The organism is Peribacillus deserti (genome assembly GCF_002863585.1).
Lineage (GTDB): Bacteria > Bacillota > Bacilli > Bacillales > DSM-1321 > Paraperibacillus > Paraperibacillus deserti_A.
Map to the genome: position 1 here is coordinate 42275 of NZ_PGUY01000041.1, position 17148 is coordinate 59422.

General features: G+C 42.2%; 17 protein-coding genes. 4 read left to right on the forward strand and 13 right to left on the reverse strand.

Translation table 11 applies throughout. From position 1 onward, the window contains the following. Nucleotides 1–344: 344 nt before the first annotated feature. Both CUU66_RS13340 and CUU66_RS13345 read right to left on the reverse strand, forming a co-directional pair. On the reverse strand, nucleotides 345–1790 hold the full coding sequence (locus CUU66_RS13340) for an NAD-dependent malic enzyme (protein WP_101642978.1): 1446 nt from the start codon (nucleotides 1788–1790) through the stop codon (nucleotides 345–347). A gap of 228 nt (nucleotides 1791–2018) precedes the next feature. Continuing rightward, the gene (locus CUU66_RS13345) at nucleotides 2019–2525 is read right to left on the reverse strand and encodes a hypothetical protein (RefSeq protein ID WP_101642980.1); all 507 of its coding nucleotides are present in this window, start codon (nucleotides 2523–2525) and stop codon (nucleotides 2019–2021) included. 277 nt (nucleotides 2526–2802) lie between these two features. Between CUU66_RS13345 and CUU66_RS13350 the strand changes: the two genes are divergently transcribed. Continuing rightward, a complete protein-coding gene (locus tag CUU66_RS13350) occupies nucleotides 2803–3105 on the forward strand; it encodes a hypothetical protein (RefSeq protein ID WP_101642983.1) in 303 nt (100 codons plus the stop codon). A gap of 496 nt (nucleotides 3106–3601) precedes the next feature. Here CUU66_RS13350 and CUU66_RS24875 read toward each other — a convergent pair whose 3' ends face one another. Next, nucleotides 3602–3730, reverse strand: a complete 129-nt coding sequence (locus CUU66_RS24875; protein ID WP_257967991.1) for a hypothetical protein — start codon at nucleotides 3728–3730, stop codon at nucleotides 3602–3604. Nucleotides 3731–4379: 649 nt separating this feature from the next. Here CUU66_RS24875 and CUU66_RS13355 point away from each other — a divergent pair. Continuing rightward, on the forward strand, nucleotides 4380–5636 hold the full coding sequence (locus tag CUU66_RS13355; protein WP_101642985.1) for an MFS transporter: 1257 nt from the start codon (nucleotides 4380–4382) through the stop codon (nucleotides 5634–5636). An 88-nt stretch (nucleotides 5637–5724) separates the two neighbouring features. Here CUU66_RS13355 and CUU66_RS13360 read toward each other — a convergent pair whose 3' ends face one another. The 3 genes from CUU66_RS13360 to CUU66_RS13370 form a co-directional block, all read right to left on the reverse strand. Continuing rightward, complete coding sequence (locus tag CUU66_RS13360; protein WP_101642987.1) at nucleotides 5725–6198, reverse strand: DUF948 domain-containing protein; 474 nt, start codon at nucleotides 6196–6198, stop codon at nucleotides 5725–5727. Nucleotides 6199–6354: 156 nt separating this feature from the next. Continuing rightward, nucleotides 6355–7356, reverse strand: a complete 1002-nt coding sequence (locus CUU66_RS13365; protein WP_101642989.1) for a Gfo/Idh/MocA family protein — start codon at nucleotides 7354–7356, stop codon at nucleotides 6355–6357. Between the two features lie 150 nt (nucleotides 7357–7506). Continuing rightward, a complete protein-coding gene (locus CUU66_RS13370; protein WP_101642991.1) occupies nucleotides 7507–8676 on the reverse strand; it encodes a MalY/PatB family protein in 1170 nt (389 codons plus the stop codon). Nucleotides 8677–8999: 323 nt separating this feature from the next. Between CUU66_RS13370 and CUU66_RS13375 the strand changes: the two genes are divergently transcribed. Further along, the gene (locus CUU66_RS13375; RefSeq protein ID WP_101642992.1) at nucleotides 9000–9602 is read left to right on the forward strand and encodes a DedA family protein; all 603 of its coding nucleotides are present in this window, start codon (nucleotides 9000–9002) and stop codon (nucleotides 9600–9602) included. A gap of 450 nt (nucleotides 9603–10052) precedes the next feature. Here the strand turns inward: CUU66_RS13375 and CUU66_RS13385 are convergent, their stop codons facing one another. The 4 genes from CUU66_RS13385 to CUU66_RS13400 are packed head-to-tail and all read right to left on the reverse strand — an operon-like array spanning nucleotide 10053 to nucleotide 14115. After that, nucleotides 10053–10955 carry an acetamidase/formamidase family protein gene (locus tag CUU66_RS13385; RefSeq protein WP_101642997.1) on the reverse strand — a complete coding sequence of 301 codons (903 nt, stop codon included), beginning with the start codon at nucleotides 10953–10955 and terminating at the stop codon, nucleotides 10053–10055. A 15-nt stretch (nucleotides 10956–10970) separates the two neighbouring features. Next, a complete protein-coding gene (locus CUU66_RS13390) occupies nucleotides 10971–12362 on the reverse strand; it encodes an APC family permease (RefSeq protein WP_101642999.1) in 1392 nt (463 codons plus the stop codon). Between the two features lie 22 nt (nucleotides 12363–12384). Then, entirely contained in the window at nucleotides 12385–13458 is a 1074-nt protein-coding gene (locus tag CUU66_RS13395; RefSeq protein ID WP_101643001.1) for a M42 family metallopeptidase, read from the reverse strand. Between the two features lie 12 nt (nucleotides 13459–13470). Then, nucleotides 13471–14115 carry a GntR family transcriptional regulator gene (locus tag CUU66_RS13400; RefSeq protein WP_308302493.1) on the reverse strand — a complete coding sequence of 215 codons (645 nt, stop codon included), beginning with the start codon at nucleotides 14113–14115 and terminating at the stop codon, nucleotides 13471–13473. Between the two features lie 109 nt (nucleotides 14116–14224). On the opposite strand from CUU66_RS13400, the gene CUU66_RS13405 reads away from it, so the two are divergent. Beyond that, complete coding sequence (locus CUU66_RS13405; RefSeq protein WP_101643005.1) at nucleotides 14225–15127, forward strand: acetamidase/formamidase family protein; 903 nt, start codon at nucleotides 14225–14227, stop codon at nucleotides 15125–15127. Nucleotides 15128–15169: 42 nt separating this feature from the next. Here the strand turns inward: CUU66_RS13405 and CUU66_RS13410 are convergent, their stop codons facing one another. From CUU66_RS13410 to CUU66_RS24200, 3 genes are all read right to left on the reverse strand, one after another. Beyond that, nucleotides 15170–15598 carry a MarR family winged helix-turn-helix transcriptional regulator gene (locus CUU66_RS13410; RefSeq protein ID WP_101643014.1) on the reverse strand — a complete coding sequence of 143 codons (429 nt, stop codon included), beginning with the start codon at nucleotides 15596–15598 and terminating at the stop codon, nucleotides 15170–15172. A gap of 396 nt (nucleotides 15599–15994) precedes the next feature. Beyond that, nucleotides 15995–16225, reverse strand: coding sequence for a hypothetical protein (locus CUU66_RS13415; protein WP_101643008.1), 231 nt, complete (start codon nucleotides 16223–16225; stop codon nucleotides 15995–15997). Between the two features lie 374 nt (nucleotides 16226–16599). Beyond that, on the reverse strand, nucleotides 16600–16770 hold the full coding sequence (locus CUU66_RS24200) for a hypothetical protein (protein ID WP_180955282.1): 171 nt from the start codon (nucleotides 16768–16770) through the stop codon (nucleotides 16600–16602). Nucleotides 16771–17148: the final 378 nt, after the last annotated feature.

Genomic DNA, 17148 nt, shown 5'->3' on the forward strand with positions numbered 1-17148 from the left:
GTTTTCCAATCCCTAACCTCCTAAAAATGAATAAATTACATATAAAGGAAAAACTAACTATAGTATCCCATAGAATTGGTGTTTTTTAATGATACAAAGGATTCAATACACATTTTAAAAAACAGGTCTAATTTACCAAAAGGATGACTCCACTCTTCTTATCTTCCTAGAGGAAAGGCGCTGCCGTTTTCACATCTAACCTTATAAAGAAATGCCCGGTACCTTACGCTTATCATTTCTCAGGTAAGGTCTATCTATTTCGGAGTGCAATTCCAATCAGGCATAACAAAAAAAACAACTCAAGCAGCTTGAGTTGTTTTTTTAAATATGGTGTACATCATTTATTACATAAATACCTCATCAGCCGGGTTCTTCATGCTTAAGCTGTACTCTTTCCTTGCAACTCCAGATTCGTGCGCTGCATCAATGACGGCTCTGCGTACTTTATCTACTACCTTTTCGTTGAATACGCTTGGTATGATATAGTCGGCATTTAATTCGCTTTCTTTAACGGTGGACGCGATCGCTTTGGCAGCTGCCAGTTTCATGTCTTCCGTGATTTCGGAAGCACGGCAGTCAAGGGCCCCTCTAAACATACCCGGGAAACACAATACATTGTTGATTTGGTTTGGATAGTCAGACCTTCCTGTCGCCATCACACTTACGTATGGTTTTGCCACCTCTGGAAGAATCTCTGGTGTTGGGTTGGCCATTGCAAAAACAATCGGGTCCCTGCCCATATTTTTCACATCTTCTGCTTTTAATACACCTGGGCCTGATACACCAATAAATATATCCGCACCTTTAATGACTTCGGATAATAATCCTTCTTCCTCATATGGATTAGTGTTTTCTGCATACCAATTCCATTGTTGGTTTTCATATGTTTTCGTTTTTACAAGTGCACCCTTCTTATCCACACCGATTACATTTTTAGCGCCGGCGCGGAGAAGCATCTTGGTGCAGGCAATTCCGGCTGCCCCGATGCCGCAAATGACTACCTTACAATCCTCAAGTGTTTTCTCAACAACCTTCAAAGCGTTAAATAGACCAGCTAAAATAACAACCGCTGTACCGTGCTGATCATCATGGAAAACAGGTATGTCGAGTTCTTCACTTAATCTTCGTTCTATTTCAAAACAATGAGGAGAGGCTATATCCTCTAAGTTGATACCGCCAAATGTCGGTTCAAGCGCTTTCACGACATTGATGATTTCCTCAGGATCCTGTGTGTTCAAGCAGATTGGAAAGGCATCGATATTGGCCAGCTGTTTAAAAAGCATGGCCTTCCCTTCCATTACAGGCATGGCCGCTTTCGGACCAATGTTTCCTAAGCCAAGAACTGCAGATCCATCCGAGATAACGGCAACCGTATTCCGCTTTATAGTCAAGGAGTTGGCTAAGCTTTCATCATTATGTATAGCGGTGCAGACACGAGCCACTCCAGGTGTGTATACCCTCGATAAATCATCACGATTCTTGATCGGTGTTTTTAGCCGCGTTTCGATTTTACCGCCTAAATGAACCAGGAAGGTCCTGTCAGAAACATGATGCAGCTTAACTCCAGTGATACTTCTAACTTCCCTGACCACTAAATCGCTGTGCTCCTGGTCGAATACAGTTACGGTAAAGTCCCTTATCGTATGAGATTTCCCCTCGCTTATAACGTCAATAGCTATAATATCGCCATTTAAGCCATTTATTAGAGTGGCGATCCGGCCAAATGTTGCTTTTTCTTTGTCGATTTCCAACCGCAAAATAATATTTAAATTTCCTCCTGCTGTGGCCATATACCATTCTCCTTTGTTTTTTCTGCACTCTTTTCTATTATATTCAAAAATAATAGAATTTTACAAAACTTAAGCGGTTACAAAATAAAAGAAAGAGCCGCCGTTACACATCTATTATATCGAACTACCATATTGTAACGGGCACTTCTTTTAGTTTCAAGCGAAAAAATAATATTTTAAAAGATTTGTATGGTACTTTTATCAATTATCCATCTTTAAATGACATGTCTAATCCTCTCTTTCCTTCTTCCAGTATTCATAGATTACTTCTGTTAAAAATGTATTAAGCTGGCCTTTCTTTAAACTTTTAAGCCATTCCGCCTGATCAATCGGCAGAGTAGCAGTCAGCTTCACCTTCACATCAGGCATTTCTACTTTCCTGATATCTTCGATGGAAATGCCTTCCTCTATATCAGGAAACACAGCCTCGTTTTCATGGACATGCATGATATCGGTATATTCACTTATGTCATCCAGTTCACAATATAACTGAAGCTGAGGCAGCCGCCCGGCGACTCCTCCCCTATGCATGATTGCCTGAATTTCCTGTCCATCTTCTAACTCTATTTCTACAATCAGGTTTTCTTCTTTTTTATATTTCTGTTCTACTATTTCGCTGACGATCATGCCAAGCTCCAGGCTGTATCCCCTGCTAGATTCAAAGATATAGATCGCATGGTTAAATATATATACTTCTTCACCATCAATTTTTACTGTTTTGACCTTTGCTGCCACTTCACTCTCTCCCCCACGATATTTTTCTACATAAGGAGGTCATGTCCTGTAATCACAATTTTTTTCTCTCTTATTATTCATCTTATCTCAGTAAACTCTTTTTTTCGATAGTAGATTCCCCCGTATTTGCTCGGTAATGGGTTTTTTCACGAAAATATGTAAAAAAACTGACGATGAAAACAACTTCTGAAATAGAGGAACATTTCCTGTTCCTGTTGAAATTTCTTACTACAGGGAGTGACGACCCCTCATTATTTTTCGGAAAGGTAGTGAAAGTATGAAAATCCTCAAACTACATCCCAAAAATCCTGAAAAATCCAGACAGATGAGCCGCACTGTAAGAAAGGTAAATGTTTCAGCTGCTGAAGCAGCCGCCGAGGAACAATCACGGGGGAACCCGCTAAAGATCTTCACCATTCTTGAAACCTTATCTGTGCAAGGAAACAGCGTCTTTGAAAGGATCCGAATCAGAATGGAGGCCGCAAAGAAAAACTCCTTGGCATTCTCCCCGGCGGATCTCGATTTTATAGGCCCGGGCGATCAAGCTGCATACTTCATAAAAGAGAGGGGTGGTAAATGATATAAGAGCCGTTCCGTCCTTCAGTAAAAAGGGCCGTGCACACCCTTTTTTGCGAAAGAAACGGAGCCTTGCTGCCCCACAACCAAATACTGTTGAAATGCTGGGGGTACTGTCCCCCAGATTATTTTTTTGTGCAGGTCTTAGCGGGAAAGAAAGACTCTTAACCACTTACTATTAGAAAAAAAGCGATTTATTTTCCCGTGATATTAAAATGAATGATTTCTCTACTCCTGTACATTTCAAGTTCCTCCAACGTTTCCCTTCAACTAATTATGACCTCGATTACCCGCGTGTTGGGTGTAACTCCGTAATACCAGTCTCACGTTATCCTTCATCTTCCCTATGAAGGACTTTTCTCTCACTCTTTTACTACCTTTTGTCCTTCATCACCCTCATGAAGGACTTTTCTCTGCTTCATTTACTACCTTTTGTCCTTCATCGCCCTCATGAAGGACTTTTCCCGGACTCATTTACTACCTTTTGTTCTTCATCACCCTCATGAAGGACTTTTCTCTGCTTCATTTACTACCTTTTGTCCTTCATCACCCTCATGAAGACTTTTCAAACCTTCATCTACTACATTTTGTCCTTCATCGCCCTCATGAAGGACTTTTCTCTGCTTCATTTACTACCTTTTGTCCTTCATTACCCTCATGAAGGACTTTTCTCTAACTCATTTACCACCTTTTGTCCTTCATCGCCCTCATGAAGGACTTTTCTCTCCTTCATTTATCACCTTGTGTCCTTCATCCAACTCATGAAGTACTTTTCTCTCACTCTTTTACTACCTTTTGTCCTTCGCAACCAGCGGGACTTCGTTTTCATACTTAACGGCCCTAACGCACCCGGACACTTTGATACATGGATTTAAGATGGACGGTTAAATTTGTTTTTATGGGGCATAATAAGCTTTTAAGAAGTGAGTGTAAAAGACAACTTACTTTGGTGTACCCAGTTTCCCAGGGACACTGAATTGTCACATAAAAGGTCTAGAATTGTAGGTATAACTCGAACGATTGCATATTGATTTGCAGGTAGTTATAAGATAGTATAAGGATATTATTTTTACGAAAAGGGTGACTAAGGGCGATGATCTACTAATTCTATTTTAGAGAACATTCGTATAAGCTAATGCGTACGTTTATTTCTGGATAGGGTTAGTGTGCCTTTGATGCAGCCATAAAAGAAGAATACACATGTTATAGTGTGTATATCCGGTATTTTATGTCCTCTTACAAGTGCCTCCTGTCCAGAACGGAAAGGGAGGTTTTTTTATGACTGAAACTGCAGTACCCAAAATTACGATTGGATCGATGTTTCAAAATCAAGTTATAAGAACGATTCTGTTGTCTGTTTTTTTCCTGCAGATTGGGATCTGGGTTCGAAATTATTCTATTTTACTGTACGTAATTGAAAAGACAAATGAAAATCCAGTGGCTGTTTCGATGATTTCAGTGGCTGAATTTGCACCCATTTTTCTTTTTTCCTTCATTGGAGGGACGTTTGCCGACCGATGGCGGCCGAAGCGGACGATGATCTGGTGCGATATTTTAAGTGCCGTTTCTATATTCGTAGTTCTGTTAACGCTATTCTTTGGGAGCTGGAAGGTTATTTTCTTTGCAACACTTGTGTCTTCCATCCTGTCGCAGTTTTCCCAGCCATCTGGAATGAAATTATTTAAATTACATGTCCCACCGGAATTGGTACAGATGGGGATGAGCATGTATCAGACCGTATTTGCCTTATTTATGATCCTTGGCCCGGTTATAGGGACCTTTGTGTATCAGAAATTTGGCATTATGGCTTCAATTGGTGTAATGGGAGTCGCTTTTATCTGCTCAGCGGCTGTGCTGGTGATGCTTCCTGCGGATCGTGCACCGGAACAGACTCAAGGAAGTACATCAATCCTCAAGGAAATGAAAGACGGCTTTAGATATGTCTGGAACAGCAAACCGCTGACATTACTTGGAGCATGCTTTGCTGCGGCAGGACTTGCAATCGGCCTCACTCAGCCCCTGGGTGTGTTTTTAATTACCGAGCGCCTCGGTCTGCCGAAGGAACATCTCCAGTGGCTGATGGCTGCCTTCGGTATCGGTATGATCCTTGGGGGAGGGCTGACCATGGCCATGGCTAAAAAATTCCTGCCGCAAGTGCTTCTTGCCCTGGGAATGGCGGCAAGTGCGATTGGATTTGTCGGGATGAGTTTATCAACCGCCCTCTGGCTTACTCTAGCGTTCCAGTTTTTCGCGGGAGTCTTCATGCCGTGCATCCACATCGGAATCAATACGATGATTTTGCAAAATACGGATGAAGCTTTCATCGGCAGGGTCAATGGTATCTTAAATCCTCTGTTCATGGGCGCCATGGTCATTACCATGTCACTTTCCGGATGGCTAAAAACCCATTTATCTATCGTTCTTATGTATGAAATTTCAGCCTTGTTACTGGCTGTAGGTATCATCACGCTGCTGCCGTTAATGAAAAAAGTTCAAGACGGGGCTCCCCAGCAAGAAGTCAGGGAAGAACTATAAAAGATAGACCAGATTCAGAGATGATGTCGGGGGCTGTTGCTCATACGCAAAAAAAAAGAGATTTCCAAGTGAAATCTCTTTTTTTCCTTTACATATTTCTTCCCAGGGAATTCTGGGTCCTCATATCGACTGTTGGTACAGAAGCTTTTTCAGCCTTTCTGCTTTTCCATTTTGTATAAAGCTCTCTTGAAACGTTCGTCCACTTAATGATATTGGCGATTTTGTCCTGATTTCCATCCAGTTTGTTCTGGGCTTTAGCAGAAACATGCTGAAGAGAGGAATTGAATCCCTGCAGTGAGTTGCCGACGTTTTTCACATTCACAAAGATTGAATCGAGATTCTCCGATTTTTCCTGAATATTCTCAGCCAGCGCATTTGTTTTATGAAGGAGCTGAGCTGTCTCTACTGTTACTCCCTGCAGCTGATTTTCCAGGCGTGAAATGGTATCGGAAACCGTCAGCATGGTTTTCTCCAATGCCTTTAACGTTCTTGTCAAATAAACTACTAATAATACAAATGCAACTGCAATGACGGCGACACTTAAGTATAAAATAATCTTCATCCTGTCTCCTCCTTGATTGTTATAGTGTTTTATTACCCGCATGCTGGCAAGTTAAACTGTTATAGGTGGTTTTGCTTAACCGCTCCTTTAAGAAGGCATTCCTCCTCAAACTAAAAAAGGACACTTCTCCAGGAGAAATGCCTCTTTCCAAAAGTATTATATCTTAGTTAGAAGCTCGGCCGACTCAAGCCGGCGTCCTTCTCGATTGGAGATTGCAGCGAGTTCATTTACAAGAGTCAGATTAAAAGCATCTTCCAGTGTTATATCAGGCTGCTTTCCGGAAACAAGGGCACGTGCCCATTGATCGATTGGCATGGCGATACTTTCGGGCATTTCAGGTATCTTCCATTCGCGGGACTGCTGGGTTCTGATCTTTACCTTTGAATCCTCGATTAGGAGTGTACCCTCTGTCCCATATAGTTCAAGCTGGAATGGGCTGCCGCTGGAGACAAAACCTGTTTCAAGAATGCCGAGCGCACCTGAATCATATTCCACCAGTACAGCCGAATTTACGTCCACATCATGCCCGTGCGTCTGTAAACGTGCGGTTACGGCTCTTACATTCCCGGCCAGACGGTTTGTTAAATAGATTGGATGTGCACCAAGATCTATGAAGGCTCCCCCTCCGCACTGCTCCTTATTGTAAAAATGCTGCGGCAGCCATCCATGTGGATTCTCCTCAGTCTTTACAGCCCCGTTGTGGGCAACACGGCAGCGTACGGTGGTCAATTTTCCGAGGAGGCCCTGATCCATCACTTGCTGCGCATATAAATAATAAGGTGCTGTTAATCTTGGCAATGAGAGCGTGAGCAGCACCTCATTTTCTTTGACAGCCTGGAGAATTTCCCGCGCATCCTGAACGGTGATGGCCAATACTTTTTCAGAAAAGATATGTTTTTTGTTTCTTGCTGCTGCCATCATAATGTCCTTATGCATGCTGGTAGGAGAAGCTACAATTACGGCATCGATACTGTCATTTGTTAAAACCGCATGCAAATCCTGCTCAAACGGGACTCCAAGGGACTGACCCCATTCTCTGCCGCGGGTCTCATTTTCATCCCAAACCATTTTTATCGATAAGTCCGGATTATTTTGAGCCTGCTCTGCATATTCGTCTGCATGAACATGCCATCTGCTTAATAAAGCAACATTAATCATATACACACCCCTAAAATTTGTTTGAAAGCGCTATCTAAGACATTACTTAAAAGTATACAATACCACTTTCTTGCGATAAAGGATAAAGTAGCGTCCAAACGAAAATAGACCCCGGTCGAGTACGATCGGGATCTATCCTGCTTTAATCTCCTATAAACTATTCATAACTCTCTCTATACGCTGTAACCCTTCTTCCAGGATAGATCGGGGACAGGCGATATTCATGCGGATAAAACCTTCGCCGCCGCTTCCAAAGATATAGCCTTGATTAAATGCCACTCTTGCCTGTTTATGGATGAGTTCCTCAAGAGCTGTGTAATCCAGTCCAAGTTTACGGCAATCAATCCAAGCCAGGTATGTTCCTTCAAGAGGAAATACATCTATTCCGGGAACATGCTCCTCAAGGTAGCTTTTGAGAAAATCATAATTACCCTTTATATATTCCAAGAGCTGGTCCAGCCATTCTTCCCCATACCGATAGGCACTTTCCGTTGCTGCCACACCGAAGGTATTCATCGATCCCATAAAATTTGCCTCAAGGGCTTTTTGAAATTTTCCCCTTTTATGTTCATTTGGAATGATGATATTAGAAGTCTGCAGTCCTGCTAGGTTAAAAGTTTTACTCGGCGCCGTGCAGATGATTGAGTTTTGTGCAAAATCTTCTGAAATGGAGGCAAATGTGAGGTGTTCGCCCTCCAATATAAGATCTGCATGAACTTCATCCGAAACCATGAGGATGTTGTGTTTCAAACAAATATCACCTAGTTGAACAAGTTCTTCCCTTGTCCATACCCTGCCCACTGGATTATGAGGGCTGCACAGGATCATAAGCTTTACTTGGTCATCTATTTTTTCCTCAAGGTCATGATAATCCATCACATAACGCCCATCCTCTTCCTTAAGCGGATTAGATACCACCGTACGTCCGTTCATTTCAATTACTTTAGTAAACGGATGATAGACAGGGTGCTGAATAACAATCTTATCTCCCGGTTCGGTAAATGTTTGGACAATCACATTTAGAGCCGGCACGACTCCAGGGCTATGGCAGATCCATTCACCCTGAATACTCCAATTATGCCGCTTCTGCATCCAGCCGATGATTGCCTCATGATAGGAACCCATCCCTTTTGTATAGCCAAAAATACCATGTTCCGCCTTATCCTTAAGCGCATCAATAACAGGCTGAGGCGCCCTGAAATCCATATCCGCTACCCACATTGGAAGAATATCCTTATCCCCGAATATAGCCTCCGAATGATCCCACTTCACAGAACCTGTATTTGTCCGTATGATTTGTTTATCGAAATCGTACCTCATCTGTTATCCCCCTAGTATTTTTAATCCAATTATGTTGTCTCCCTTTTCATTATATCCATTGCTGCAGGTTATAGATAATGGTTTGAATCGGTCATGGAAGAATTCCTGGATTCCAACAGAAGAGATTAAGTTTATTGCCCTTTAACCAGAAAATAGGGACTGTCCCCATTTCTCGATTATTTCCCACAGTGAGGTAATGACTAAGGGACAAAACGTCGTTCCTAAGGCTCCAGCTGTTTGCAAACAAAATGTTTAGATTTGCAGTGCCTAAGATATTTTATATAATAGAGAAGCCTTTACTTATACTTTCTTGTGGTGATTAAATGCAGCAGCACATATCGATTTTAATTGAACATTATGGATATATTGGAATCATTGCAGCTTTAGCAGCAGGGATCATTGGCCTGCCTTTGCCTGATGAAGTTTTGCTCACCTTTACCGGTTATCAGGTATTTAAAGGAGAAATGCTTTTTATTCCATCGTTATTAAGTGCGTCTGCTGGTGCAATCGCGGGGATATCCATCAGTTACTTTTTAGGAATTAAATTAGGAATGCCCTTTTTGAGGAAATATGGTCCAAAAATTCATTTGTCTGAAGCCAGGCTGGCCAAAACAAGAAATCTGTTCAATAAGCTGGGGCCTATCCTTCTTTTGGCCGGCTATTTCATACCGGGTATCCGCCATGTTACTGCTTATTTAGCCGGAATTAATGGATTTTCTTATAGAAAATTTTCTTTCTTTGCCTATTCCGGTGCAATATTATGGACATTTACCTTTATTTCTTTGGGAAGGAGTCTGGGTAAAGAGTGGTTGATCGTTGAGTTTCTTCTGTCGAAATATAGCAGGTACGCAATCATTTCTGCTATTGTCATTTTCATTGCGGGATATTTCTTTTTCACCATGAGGAAAAAAGCAGAACCGAGATAGCACCTTTTTCGCTTCTACTAAAAAAGACTCCAGAAATTTGAATTGTACTCCTAAAATTAGTTTACTATTTTTTATTTTAAATTCAGCTTCAAGCATTTTTGGGAATTTGGACTTTCCGAAGACAAGAATCTAATTTTCTGTTTGAACCTCCGCTTCCTCGGCGCGGAATTACCCATCCAGTACATCTTTCTGGTAGCATGAGTATTTTTTAGCAGGTTTAGCGCGTTTTTCCCTTTTCATTACGTATTCTGTTCTCCATGGCCGAAAATCCTGCTTCAGTGCCTTCGTTTTCCAGACATTCAGGTCTCCCAGCTCGAAATCTCCTTGGCCAGCGCGAAATTCCGACTGCACGGCATGAATTTCTTTTCTCAGGATTAACGGATACTGTAAGCCGCTTCCAGATTGTTAGAAACTAAAAAACGGTAAACCCAATTGGGTCTACCGTCACATTCAATCTATAAATCTTGGCATGTTTTCTATTTTAGGAATCCTGAACCGTGTTACCACTTCAACCGGCGAAGGCTTGCAGCACTGGCACATTTGAACATCGCCCGCTACGGACATGAGCAGATATGCATCTGTATTGGAAAGGTCCCAGTGCTCGGAAATTATATCCTGCATATCTTCAGAAGCCACTCGGATAGCAGTCTGGAGGTCATGATCAGAAGCGACTGTATACCAGCTTTCCGCTGTTTCTACCATAGGACGCGGAATCGTTTTTCCTTTAATGACCGAAATGGTCTTCTTAACTTCTCCTGAAATTTCAATCCCCGTTCCGCCGATCTCCCCATCCCCCATCGAAGCATGGACATCGCCAAGAGCGAATAGCGCACCTGGTACATTGACAGGAAGATAGACAATCGAGCCTTTGGTAATGACATGGTTATCAATATTCCCTCCATGATCTCCTGGATGCCCGGTTGGCACATCTTCCCCGGCTGGAGCTACCCCGATCACGCCAATCATTGGATTTACTGGAAAATGGATGCGATCATTAAAGTGAGCAATCGAGCTGTTTTCCACCGGAACGATTTTCGTTGCCGTTTCGGCCCGATGTATCAGCGTGCCCATTTCAGGCAGGGTGCTGATGACTCCCCATTCTCTAACCGTAATATCATTAATTTCTACTCTTAGAATATCTCCAGGCTCGGCGCCTTCAACATAAACCGGACCGGTTGCCGGATTTACTTTTGAAAAATCAATTGCAGTGACCAGATCACTTTCCTTCGTAATTTGATTGGAAAAACAATCATATGTCTGGAATTGGACACTTTCCCCGCTTTTGATGTTCAATATAGGTTTATTGTTTTTAGAGAATTGAAAGATGGATTCCTCACGCTTTATATAATGCATATGCTTCTCCTTACATTATCCTAGATTTTTCAATGAATCGGGAATTTCCTTATATCCTTTTGACTTCACTGCCCCCACTATAACACCGACGGCAAGCCAGCTAAAACCAACGACGAACGTCATTTTATCAAATCCGGACCATACATAACCTATGATCAGAAAACCACACAGCGGAAACAGCAGATATTGGAAAAATCCTTTCGTGTCTCTTTGTTTCTTTTTAACAAAGAAATAAACGAATACTGTTACATTCAATAATAAAAAGGATGTAAGAGCACCGAAATTGACAAACTTAATAATCGTTTCAATCGACAGCGACAGTGCCACGACAAGGGAGATGACACCTACGAACACCGTGGCATTAAGCGGTGTTTTAAATCTAGGATGAATTTTCCCAAAAAAGCCTGATGCTGGCAGCAGTTTGTCACGGCTCATGGAATAAAGAATACGTGAAATCGCTGATTGTGCCGCAAGAGCATTGGCAATGGCCACTGCCACGACATTCACAAGTATCAATAAGTAGTACAGAAAATTCCCGCCGGCTTCTTTGGCAATATCAAAGAATCCCATATCTGGATCAAGCCCTTTATATTGTGGATGGATCAGCGCGGCCATGTATGTTTCAACCATAAATATCAACCCAAGAATGACAAGAGCTGCAACGGTCGCTTTTCCTACTGTCTTCTGTGGATTCTTGGTTTCCTCAGAAAGAGTGCTGATTCCATCGAAGCCAAGAAAGCTCAATACAGCTATACTAGCCGCTGTTGAAATAAATCCTAAACTGATATGTTCTGATTGGAACAACGGATCTAGTGATAATCCGCCTGTTCCCATTCCATCGATAAATACAAACTTAACGGCGTATCCTATAAAAATTAACAGTGCAATCAATTCAATACCCAGCAGAATAAAGTTCGTTTTCGCAGCCAGGGCCACGCCCCGGCCATTTACCATCGTATTAAACAAGACAAATGCAAGTACCCATACCCAGATCGGAATGGAAGGAACAAGACTGTTTATCCAAATCCCTCCGAATGCATATAAAAGGGCCGGCGCCAGGATATAATCGACCAAAATCATCCAGCCTGCCAAAAATCCGATGTGGGGATTCAGTCCCCGCTGTACGTACGAATAAACGGAGCCTGCGACAGGGAATTCCCGGCTCATCTGGCTGTATCCGAATGCCGTAAACACCATGGCAATGATACCTACGAGATAGACCAGCGGCACCATGCCGAAGCTTTCATTCGAAACCATTCCGTAGACACCCATTGGTGCGATAGGAACCATAAATACCATGCCATAAACCAGCAAATCTTTAAATGTTAAAACCCGGTTCAATTCCTGGTTAGTGCCTCCGCCTGGTGTACCCGGAACAGTGCCTGTCTTTAATTGTGCCTGAGCCATTTCTTTTCCCCCTCTTAATCTATTACTCTTTTGTTGATTCTATAAATTTAACAATAAGTGCAGCTGCGTTTTCCAGATTATCTACATGGACACATCCTGTTGCTGAATGAATATAGCGAGATGGCAGTGAAATACATCCCGTTGCCACGCCTTCTCCTGAGAGGCTGATCGCCCAGCCATCTGTTGCTCCGTTCAAAAGAACTTCACGCTGAAATGGAATGCTGTTTTCTTTTGCAACGTTCACCAGCTTTTGAGTCAGCCAGCGCGGTACTGAATTTCCTATCATCGCTGAGTGCGGTGCCCAGTCAAAAAACTTGATAGCCGGTCCTTTTCCGAGCCCGATTGGAATTTGCTTATCTTCGAGCCCTGGTGTCCCGCCAGCAAGAGTAACATCAATAGCCAGTGCCACATTAGGCTTTACATGATAGGCTGCGGGCCCGGCGCCGCGGATTCCTACTTCTTCCTGAACAGAAGCGACTCCATAAACAGTTGCTTCAATTTCCTTATTCTTCAGCTGCTTCATGACTTCCATCAGAACGGCAACACCAGACCGGTCATCGACGGCTTTACCTGTAAATACTTTGCCGTTATTCAGAAATTGCCCTTCGCGGTCAAATGTGATGTAATCGCCAATCTGGACTCCCAGTTCCTCTGTTTCTTCCCTGGAAACTGTACCCAGGTCAATGAACAGCTCCGAAATAGGAATCGCTTTTGCAGCTTCCTCAGCTGTGACAATATGAGCTGGTTTACCACCAGTAATGCCTTTTACCTGGCCTTTTTCGGTATGTATATTTAGGACCTGATTGATCACCATTCTCGGATCGTGCATCCCGGCTGGTGCAAAATACACAAAACCATGATTATCGATGTATTGAACAATAAATCCAATCTCATCCATATGGGCACTCAGCATGATTTTTAAGTCCGGATTCTTCCCTTTCTTGATAAAAAATTGATTCCCAAGACTGTCCGCATGCTTTTCATCGTAATACCCTTCTAATTCTGTCTGCACATATTCAGCAACCAGTTCTTCAGCACCTGAAACGCCTGGAATCCGGTCAAGTTCCACTAAGTATTGAGAGATATCCTTACTCATTTTCCATTCTCCTTACCATATATGTAATAAATTTTGTTTGGCTGTCATATAGTGATCTTCAAGCTCCTGAATGAAGGCTTTCTTATCCTCTTTTATAAGTGCCTGCACCAGCTTTTCATGATTTTCTGAAATGTCTTCCCCGCTTTCAACATTCAACTCAAAAACCTTGGCAAAGATGAGTTCGATCAGGGCATTATACGAAGCCCAAGTATTGAGAAGCCTGGCGTACCCTGGCAGCCTTACGATGGTTTCATGGAATTGAAGATCCAATTCTACCAGTTTGTCTTTACGGTTTTCCTGTGAATTAACCTTCATGTCTTCAACCAGCTTCATTTGTGTTTGAAGAGTATCTTCTGTAATGAATGAGAAACCCAGTTCAACCGCGATTTTTTCTAGAGCCAGGCGGATGTCGTAAATTTCGTTGATATCTGCTTTTTCCAGGCTTGTTACAAACATCCCCCTGCGCGGATAATACGTCACAAGCCCTTCCTGATTTAATATTCTTAATGATTCCCGGATGGGTCCTCTGCTCATATTCAGCAGATTTGATAATTCTACTTCTTTGATTTGCTGCCCTAATTTTATTTCCCCTTCAATAATCAGCTTCTTAATCTGAAAAACAGCTTCCTCTTGGAGTGTATTAACATAGATGCCGATTGAACATCACCACCTTAAATTGTAGATTGTTAACAGTTTACAAATTTGATTTTAAATAGTCAATATATTATGATAATTAAAAATATATTTTCTTGCAGGAGGAATCGTTGTGAGCACCAGCCTTTCATGTACCGATATCATTTACGCTTTCAGTAAAGATAATAAGCCAGCTGCCTCAGTTAAGCCTGGCACAACCATATCGATAGATACATATGACTGCTTCCAAAACCAAATCACATCAAGTGAAACCGAGATTACGTCGATTAACTGGGATCAAATCAATCCAGCTACAGGTCCCATTTTTGTGGAAACCGCACAGCCTGGTGATATCCTAAAAGTGAAAATAGAACATATTGAGCTGGCCAATCAAGGAGTAATGACCGTAGGCCCAGATCTGGGAGTCATGGGCCACCGATTAGAAAAATTCGAAGCTAAAATGATACCCATTTCGGGTAACAGGGCTATCTTCAATGAAAAAATTGAAATCCCTCTTAACCCTATGATCGGGGTCATCGGGGTTGCTCCTGAGGGCGCTCAAGTTTCATGCGGCACTCCAGGGGCGCATGGAGGAAATATGGATACTAAATTGATAACTACCGGCGCCACTATCTATGTCCCGGTATTTACGGAAGGCGCACTGTTTGCACTCGGAGATATGCATGCTGCAATGGGAGATGGGGAAGTGGGTGTATCCGGGATAGAAGTTTCAGGCACTGCAACTGTAACATTAGATGTAATCAAGGGCCGATCCCTCAATCACCCTGTTCTCATTAATGAAGAAGGACTGGCTGTCCTGGTGTCTGCCAAAACGCTTGACGAAGCTGTCAAAACATCTGTTGAAGAAATGATATCCCTGATTCTTCCACATACCGACTTATCGATCAACGAATTGACCATGCTGTTCAGTGCTTTAGGACAGACACAAATAAGCCAGGTTGTCGATCCTCTGGTAACCGTCCGATTCTTTGTGCCTGCCTATTTTCTTAAGGCATATTCAATTGCTCTATTCTAAATGAAAAAGGTGTCCCTGCTAATTTTGCGGGAACACCCTTTTTTACCTTCTCCAGCTTTTAAAATCTCGATTGAGGCGGGATAGATTCTCTTGCAATAATTGAAGTTCTTCGTCGGTCCACTTCTTCAGTATTTCGGAATAAACCTCTTTTCGGGCCATTTGGACTCGTTTAAGAATTGCTTTACCCGTTGGCGTGATTTCTATTAAGCTGATCCGCCCATTCTGCGGATCAGGATACCGCCGAATCAATTCTTTCCCTTCCAACACTGAGACCTGTCTGCTTGCTGTAGACAGGTTAAGCTTCAAGTGGTCAGCAAGAACATTTATCGCAATAGCACCGTTTTCGTCCAATTCACTAAGAACCAAATATTCAGAACGATCCAAGCTCCCTAACCGCGGACTATGTGCGGTCGTCAGCCGTACCAGCATGGCGATATCATACTCAATCTGCCGGATTGAATCTTTGCTCATATCAAGTATCCCCTCTTTCAGTGCTCTCATTTTATGTAAAGCTTCCTTAAACCTGCCTGATGTCCGCAGGTAGCAGGCCCGCTCTTTTTCAGGTATTTCGGATTCTCCTGGCCGTTAATGTCTCGTGGGTCTCCTTGACCCGCTGTTCCTGAGAAGACTCTCGCATCTTCTGTACCGCAAACAATATATGCGAAATCAGAAATACTATGTAAAGATAGGCTCTCAGCTGCCTGTAAGCATGTAAGAGAAGCAACTTCGTATAGCTTAATTATATAACTAACATTTATGAGTAAACAATGACCTGACAGCTATTTGGGCGCACCACCCCGGATTAGTAAAGAGTAGCACAAAAAGAAGCTCCTTGCAGACAAGGAGCTTCTAAAAGATTGATTATAGTTAGATTACAATAAGTGCTAAAAAGATGAATACGGATAGGCCGACATAGCTGACCCCGGAATATTCAGCAGATAAACTTGCTAAATGGGAGTGCAGTGCCGTACCGCCAAGTATAAGATCCAACCCGATCACGCCTACTATAACAGGTATTGCATAATAAGATTTCTTTCTGACCAGGAAGATTGCACTCAGGATCCCGATAACATAAACCGCCCCAATAAAATAAATCATTGTACATCTCTCCCTTTTTAATAAAATGTAGTGCGAAATTAATGTATTCACAACTGTGTTATATCATAACGCATTATGAAAAATTTCACCATAAAAATCTTTGACTTTGTTTAATATTTATTTTACTTATCTTTTTTCTATAAAGAAGCTCCGAACCGTGCCTATCCTGATCCAAACTCGGGTTGCATACTCTGTTTGGCCCTCTGCAATTCGGCTCCGGCGGGCCGCAGCAGCGAGAATGTTATTTAGATGGCTTTACTGACTCCTTACCGTTGATAGGATAAAAAATATGCATGATTCATTAAAAAAATACCCCTTTTGTATGAGGAAAAAACGGGTATTTGCTGCGTTTGATTAGAAGTTTATGGATCTTCTCAATTGATTAGTCTAACAGCAAACCTAATTAAATAAACAACCCCCATGATAATATATTCAAATAGTTCCAAAACGACATCAAATATAAATAAGCCCCAGCCCGACTCACCGCTCTTGAGCTTTTTCCTTCTCTCTTTCCGCTTTTCTAACCGTACCGAAGTTTTTCTCATAAACATCCTCCCTTTTGCACACATTATTTGTATAAAAAGGTTGCCAGTCTCGGTGTTTGCTATAGTTATTTTCATGTGTAAACACCCGCCGCGGAAGCTGGATGGTCCACCTTTTTGCTGATATCAAAAGTTGAGACTAGGATTATTCAAGTTTCCTGCATAACTGCAGCGGGCAGCAAAATCAAATTTTTTAAACGCATAACCCCAGCAGGCTCGCATAAGCCAAATTATGCAGGCTTGCTCCAGTAAGATAATCATAAACCAGATTTCTGAAGCATAATACCTGCGAAATCAGCTTAAACCAATGTTTATTTCGATTAAGTCCGTATAATTGTGTAAAAAGAAAGAGTCATTTTATTCACTCTTGGCTACACTGTT

Excerpts from the sequence above, each read along its gene's own strand:
- CUU66_RS13340 (WP_101642978.1), bottom strand. The coding sequence starts at position 1,790 with ATGGCCACAGCAGGAGGAAATTTAAATATTATTTTGCGGTTGGAAATC.
- CUU66_RS13350 (WP_101642983.1), top strand. The coding sequence starts at position 2,803 with ATGAAAATCCTCAAACTACATCCCAAAAATCCTGAAAAATCCAGACAG.
- CUU66_RS24875 (WP_257967991.1), bottom strand. The coding sequence starts at position 3,730 with ATGAAGCAGAGAAAAGTCCTTCATGAGGGCGATGAAGGACAAAATGTA.
- CUU66_RS13355 (WP_101642985.1), top strand. The coding sequence starts at position 4,380 with ATGACTGAAACTGCAGTACCCAAAATTACGATTGGATCGATGTTTCAA.
- CUU66_RS13360 (WP_101642987.1), bottom strand. The coding sequence starts at position 6,198 with ATGAAGATTATTTTATACTTAAGTGTCGCCGTCATTGCAGTTGCATTT.
- CUU66_RS13365 (WP_101642989.1), bottom strand. The coding sequence starts at position 7,356 with ATGATTAATGTTGCTTTATTAAGCAGATGGCATGTTCATGCAGACGAA.
- CUU66_RS13370 (WP_101642991.1), bottom strand. The coding sequence starts at position 8,676 with ATGAGGTACGATTTCGATAAACAAATCATACGGACAAATACAGGTTCT.
- CUU66_RS13375 (WP_101642992.1), top strand. The coding sequence starts at position 9,000 with ATGCAGCAGCACATATCGATTTTAATTGAACATTATGGATATATTGGA.
- CUU66_RS13385 (WP_101642997.1), bottom strand. The coding sequence starts at position 10,955 with ATGCATTATATAAAGCGTGAGGAATCCATCTTTCAATTCTCTAAAAAC.
- CUU66_RS13390 (WP_101642999.1), bottom strand. The coding sequence starts at position 12,362 with ATGGCTCAGGCACAATTAAAGACAGGCACTGTTCCGGGTACACCAGGC.
- CUU66_RS13395 (WP_101643001.1), bottom strand. The coding sequence starts at position 13,458 with ATGAGTAAGGATATCTCTCAATACTTAGTGGAACTTGACCGGATTCCA.
- CUU66_RS13410 (WP_101643014.1), bottom strand. The coding sequence starts at position 15,598 with ATGAGCAAAGATTCAATCCGGCAGATTGAGTATGATATCGCCATGCTG.
- CUU66_RS13415 (WP_101643008.1), bottom strand. The coding sequence starts at position 16,225 with ATGATTTATTTTATTGGGGCGGTTTATGTTATCGGGATCCTGAGTGCA.
- CUU66_RS24200 (WP_180955282.1), bottom strand. The coding sequence starts at position 16,770 with ATGAGAAAAACTTCGGTACGGTTAGAAAAGCGGAAAGAGAGAAGGAAA.